General features: G+C 69.1%; 4 protein-coding genes. All 4 read right to left on the bottom strand.

The genetic code is table 11. The annotated features are described in order from the left end of the window. Positions 1-1,205 (bottom strand): ABC transporter permease (locus tag WCJ52_RS11950; RefSeq protein ID WP_336903533.1); only part of this gene is annotated, 1,205 nt, incomplete at its 3' end. Continuing rightward, positions 1,202-1,891 (bottom strand): ABC transporter ATP-binding protein, encoded by a 690-nt coding sequence (locus WCJ52_RS11945; RefSeq protein WP_336903532.1) that lies wholly within the window; start codon positions 1,889-1,891, stop codon positions 1,202-1,204. The genes WCJ52_RS11950 and WCJ52_RS11945, both read right to left, overlap by 4 nt. A 6-nt stretch (positions 1,892-1,897) precedes the next feature. Continuing rightward, positions 1,898-3,385: an efflux RND transporter periplasmic adaptor subunit gene (locus WCJ52_RS11940; protein ID WP_336903531.1), complete on the bottom strand. Its 1,488-nt coding sequence runs from the start codon at positions 3,383-3,385 to the stop codon at positions 1,898-1,900. Positions 3,386-3,398: 13 nt separating this feature from the next. Further along, on the bottom strand, positions 3,399-4,201 hold an 803-nt coding region (locus WCJ52_RS11935; protein ID WP_336903530.1), incomplete at its 5' end, for a pseudouridine synthase.

Genomic DNA, 4,201 nt, shown 5'->3' with positions numbered 1-4,201 from the left:
GCGGCGCGCCAGGCAGGATAGGCGCCGAAGACCAGCCCGACCAGACTGGAGAAGCCGAGGGCGACGGGTATCGCCCAGGCGGGCAGGGCGAAGGGCCAGTCGCCGATCGCCGCAATGCCAGCCGCGCCCAGCAGGCCAATCGCAAGCCCGATCAGACCGCCGAAGACCGACAGGACCACGGCCTCCAGGGCGAACTGCGCCAGGACGTCCTTGCGCCGGGCACCGAGGGCCATCCTCAGGCCGATCTCCCGGGTCCGCTCGGTCACCGCCACCAACATGATATTCATGATCCCCACGCCCCCCACCACGAGAGACACGCCGGCAATGGCGGCCAGCAGGACGGTGAAGGCCCCGATGGCCGCCTTGGACGCTTCCAGGATGGAGGCCAGGTTCTGGGTCTGGAAGTCGTCGTCGTCGCCCGCCTGGATCTTGTGTTCGGCCCGCAGGGTGCTGTCGATGTCCTCCTGGACGGAGGCCAGTTCCTCCTCGGAGACTGCCTTGACGTAGATGGTCTGGACGCTATCGGCCTTGATCCGCCGGCCAATGATCCGCGTGCGCACGGTCTCGAGAGGGCTCAGGATCAGGTCGTCCTGGTCGCGGCCGAAACTGGACTGGCCCTTTGATCCCAGGACGCCGATCACCTCGAAGGGCGCCCCGCGGATCCGGATCCGCTTGCCGATTGGGTCCGCGTCACCCCAGAGCTGAGTGACCACAGTGGGGCCGAGGACGGCCACCTTGCGCCCCTGCCGGGCATCCCTTTCCTCGAACATGCGGCCTGAGGCGACGGTCAGGTCCCGCGCCTCGAGGTATTCGGGGGATACGCCGATGATCGAGGTATTCCAGTTGGCGCCGTCGGCGGTGACCTGGGCCATTCCGGTGACCGAAGGCGCAACCGCTGCAGCCCCTTCGACCTGTCGGCGGATCACTTCGGTATCGGCGTCGGTAAGGCTCTGGCCCGCTCCGGCCCCGCCCATGACCCCGCCGGCCGTCCGGGGCTGGAGGGGGCTGACGATGATCAGGTTCGAGCCAAGGCCAGAAATCGTATCGGTCACTCGCTTCTGCGCGCCCAGGCCGATGGAGGTCATCATGACCACGGCGGCGACGCCGATGACCACGCCCAGGGAGGTCAGGCCCGAGCGCAGGGGGTGAGCGATGATGGCGCCGGCGGCGAAGCGGACGATCTCTGTGGGGGAGGCGCCGCTCACGACGCTACGTCCTCTGTCACCCGCCCGTCCCGGAAGGCGATGCGCCTGCGGGCGGCGTCGGCGACGCCCCGGTCGTGGGTGACGAGGACGACCGTCAGGCCCTCTGTGTTGAGCTTCTGGAAGAGCGCCAGCACTTCGATCCCGGTTGCGCTGTCCAGGGCTCCCGTGGGCTCATCCGCGAGCAGGAGGTCCGGCTGGTTCGCCAGGGACCGGGCGATGGCGACGCGCTGCTGCTGGCCACCTGAAAGCTGGTTGGGCCGATGCCCCATTCGCGAGCCCAGGCCGACCCGCTCCAGGAGTTCCGCGGCCCTTTCCCTGCGGGCCCGGGGCGCTGCCCCGGAATAGACCATCGGGAGTTCGACATTCTGCAGGGCAGAGAGGCGGGGAAGCAGCTGGAAGGACTGGAAGACGAAACCGATCCTTCGGTTCCGGAAGTCCGCCAGCTGGTCATCCGAGAAGTGCGCGACCTCATCGCCCTCGAACCGGTAGCGGCCCCGGCTAGGCCGATCGAGCCCGCCCAGAATGTTCATCAGGGTCGACTTTCCCGATCCGGAGGGCCCGATGATCGCGATGATTTCGCCGCGGAAGATCGACAGGCTGACCCCGTCGAGGGCCGTGACGATCTCCTCGCCCATGACGTAGGTCTTGGTCAGATCCTCGATCTGGATCATCGCGGGCTCGGCCATGTCCGGTCAGCCCACGTCGACGCGCATCTTGGGCTTGGGGCCGCCGCCCAGGATCAGCGCCTCGCCCGGCTTCAGCGGACCCTTCACCTCGGTCATCGACCCGTCGCTGGTCCCGACGCTCAGGACCACCGGCTGCGGACCCTCGGCGGTTTGCCGGTAGACTACGCCGGCGACAAGGCCCCCGGCGTCTGGGCCGACATCGAAGGCCAGGGGCCGGAGGATCTTCAGCCGCGCCTTCTGTGCAGGGGTGAGTGCCGCGTCAAGCCGGGTAAGGCTGCGTTCCACGGCGCCGGCGACGGCCTTGCGGCTTGCCTCCCGGTCTGTGCCCGATCCCGCAGCGGCGGTCGCCTGGACGCGGAGGTCCGCCTGGATGTCCAACCAGGTCTTCTTCTGCTTGGGGTCGAGCCCAAGCTGGCCGACCACCTTCTGCACCGGGACCGATCCCGGATAGGCGGGGCCGGAATCGTTGCGGATCGGCGTGCCGGGTGGTCCGCGGGGCGCGGCCTGGAACTCTGCCGGCGGCGTCCAGCGCAGGGCGGCCACAGGAACCTTGAGCACGCCGTCCCGGCGCTGGATTACGATGTCTGCGTTCGCCGTCATGCCCGGCATGAGGCGACCGCCCGTGTTCTGCGCCTCAGCCATGACCGTGTAGGCGACGACGTTCTGTTCCATGACGGGCTGTTTGCGGACCTGGGTGACGACGCCGTCGAACACCTGGTCCGGAAAGGCGTCCACCGAGAAGGTCACCGCCTGGCCCTCCTTCACCCCACCGATGTCGGCTTCGTCGACGGAGATCTTGACCTTCACCCGGTCGAAATCCCGGGCGATGCGGAACAGCACGGGTGCCTGGAAACTGGCGGCGACGGTCTGGCCGGGCTCGATGGCCCGCAGGACGACGATCCCGTCGATCGGCGAGATGATGCGCGTCCGCGACAGGTCCACCTGCGTGGTGCTCAGGCTGGCGCGGCTTTGCTGGACCCGAGCCCTGGCCACTTCCAGTGCAGCGGAGGTCGTGCGCGCCTGGGATTCCGCGGCTTCGAGGGCGGCGGCGGAATAGTACCCCTGGGATGCCAGCGAGCGCTTGCGGGCGAGGTCTTGCCGGGCCTGTTGAGCCTGGGCCTCGGCCTGCTTCACGGTGGCCTCGCCAGCGGCGACGTCCGCCTGCCCGAGGCGCAGCCGGGACTGGTAGGTCTGGGGATCAAGCTCCGCCAGCACCTGGCCCGCCTTCACCCGGTCATTGAAGTCCGCCGAGATCGATTTGATCTGGCCCGAGATCTGGGATCCGACCTCGATGGTTACGAGGGCCTCTATGACCCCGGACGCCGAAACGGTCTGGACAAGGGCACCCTGTTCGACCTGGCCGGTCCGATAGGGTGGGGCCTCGGGCTCGGCGCGGCAGCTGCGTATGCCGAAGCCGATGAGGCCGAGGAGGGCGAGGCCCACGAGGGCGAGGAGACCGCGCCGTCGCCAGTCCGGCCGGGATTTCGAATTCATTGCGCCGTCCCTGTCAGTCCTCTTCCAGATATGGGCCTGATCCCCGGCCTTGGGAAGGGAGGTCCGCCGCCAGGAGGTCACTCCTCTCCGCCGCCGTCAGGAAGCGCCAGCGGCCTTCGGGCAGGCCGTCGAGTGACAGCGGGCCGATCCGGCTCCTCTGCAGGTCCGTGACCCGCAGGCCGACCATCTCGCACATCCGCCGGATCTGCCGGTTCCGGCCCTCGGTCAGGACAATGCGCAGCCGGTCCTCGCCCTTGCGGAAGACCCCGGCGGACTTCAGGGGCCGGCCGTCCAGGTACAGGCCGTGGCGGAGCCGGGCGATCTGCTCGGGCGTCAGGCCGCCGGCAACGCGCACCTGGTACTCCTTCTTCAGCGTCGAGGCTGGCGAGATGAGGGCCCGGGCCACCACCCCGTCTGAGGTGAGGACCAGAAGGCCGCGGGACTCCCGGTCCAGCCGGCCTGCCGGGGGCAGGCTGAGGTCGTCGGGGGGAGGGGCGGCACCGCCCTCGGCGCGCTCTGAAGTGAGGAGGCTTCGGGCCTCAGACTGTCCGGGTTCCGGATGGGCGCTGACCAGGCCGGGTGGCTTGTGCACGAGGACGGTCACGGCCTGTTCGGCGTCGTCTCCGTCCTGCACTTCCAGGGTCTGTCCGGGGAGGATCTTGCGGCCGGGATCCTGGACCGTCTCGCCATCGATCCGCACCCGCCCCGACGCGATCAGCGTCTCGGCCTCCCGACGGGAACAGACACCCCGGTGCGCCAGCCAGCGGTTCACCCGCTCGGGAGCATCACCGTCGAAGACTGAGGTCCAGGGCATGG

The sequence above is a fragment of the Phenylobacterium sp. genome (genome assembly GCF_037138395.1).
Lineage (GTDB): Bacteria > Pseudomonadota > Alphaproteobacteria > Caulobacterales > Caulobacteraceae > Phenylobacterium.
The sequence above is the reverse complement of the archived record's forward strand: the minus strand, read 5'-3'. Positions and strand labels throughout refer to the sequence as shown.

Coding starts and splice junctions, on each gene's coding strand:
- WCJ52_RS11945 (WP_336903532.1), bottom strand. CDS start 1,891: ATGGCCGAGCCCGCGATGATCCAGATCGAGGATCTGACCAAGACCTAC.
- WCJ52_RS11940 (WP_336903531.1), bottom strand. CDS start 3,385: ATGAATTCGAAATCCCGGCCGGACTGGCGACGGCGCGGTCTCCTCGCC.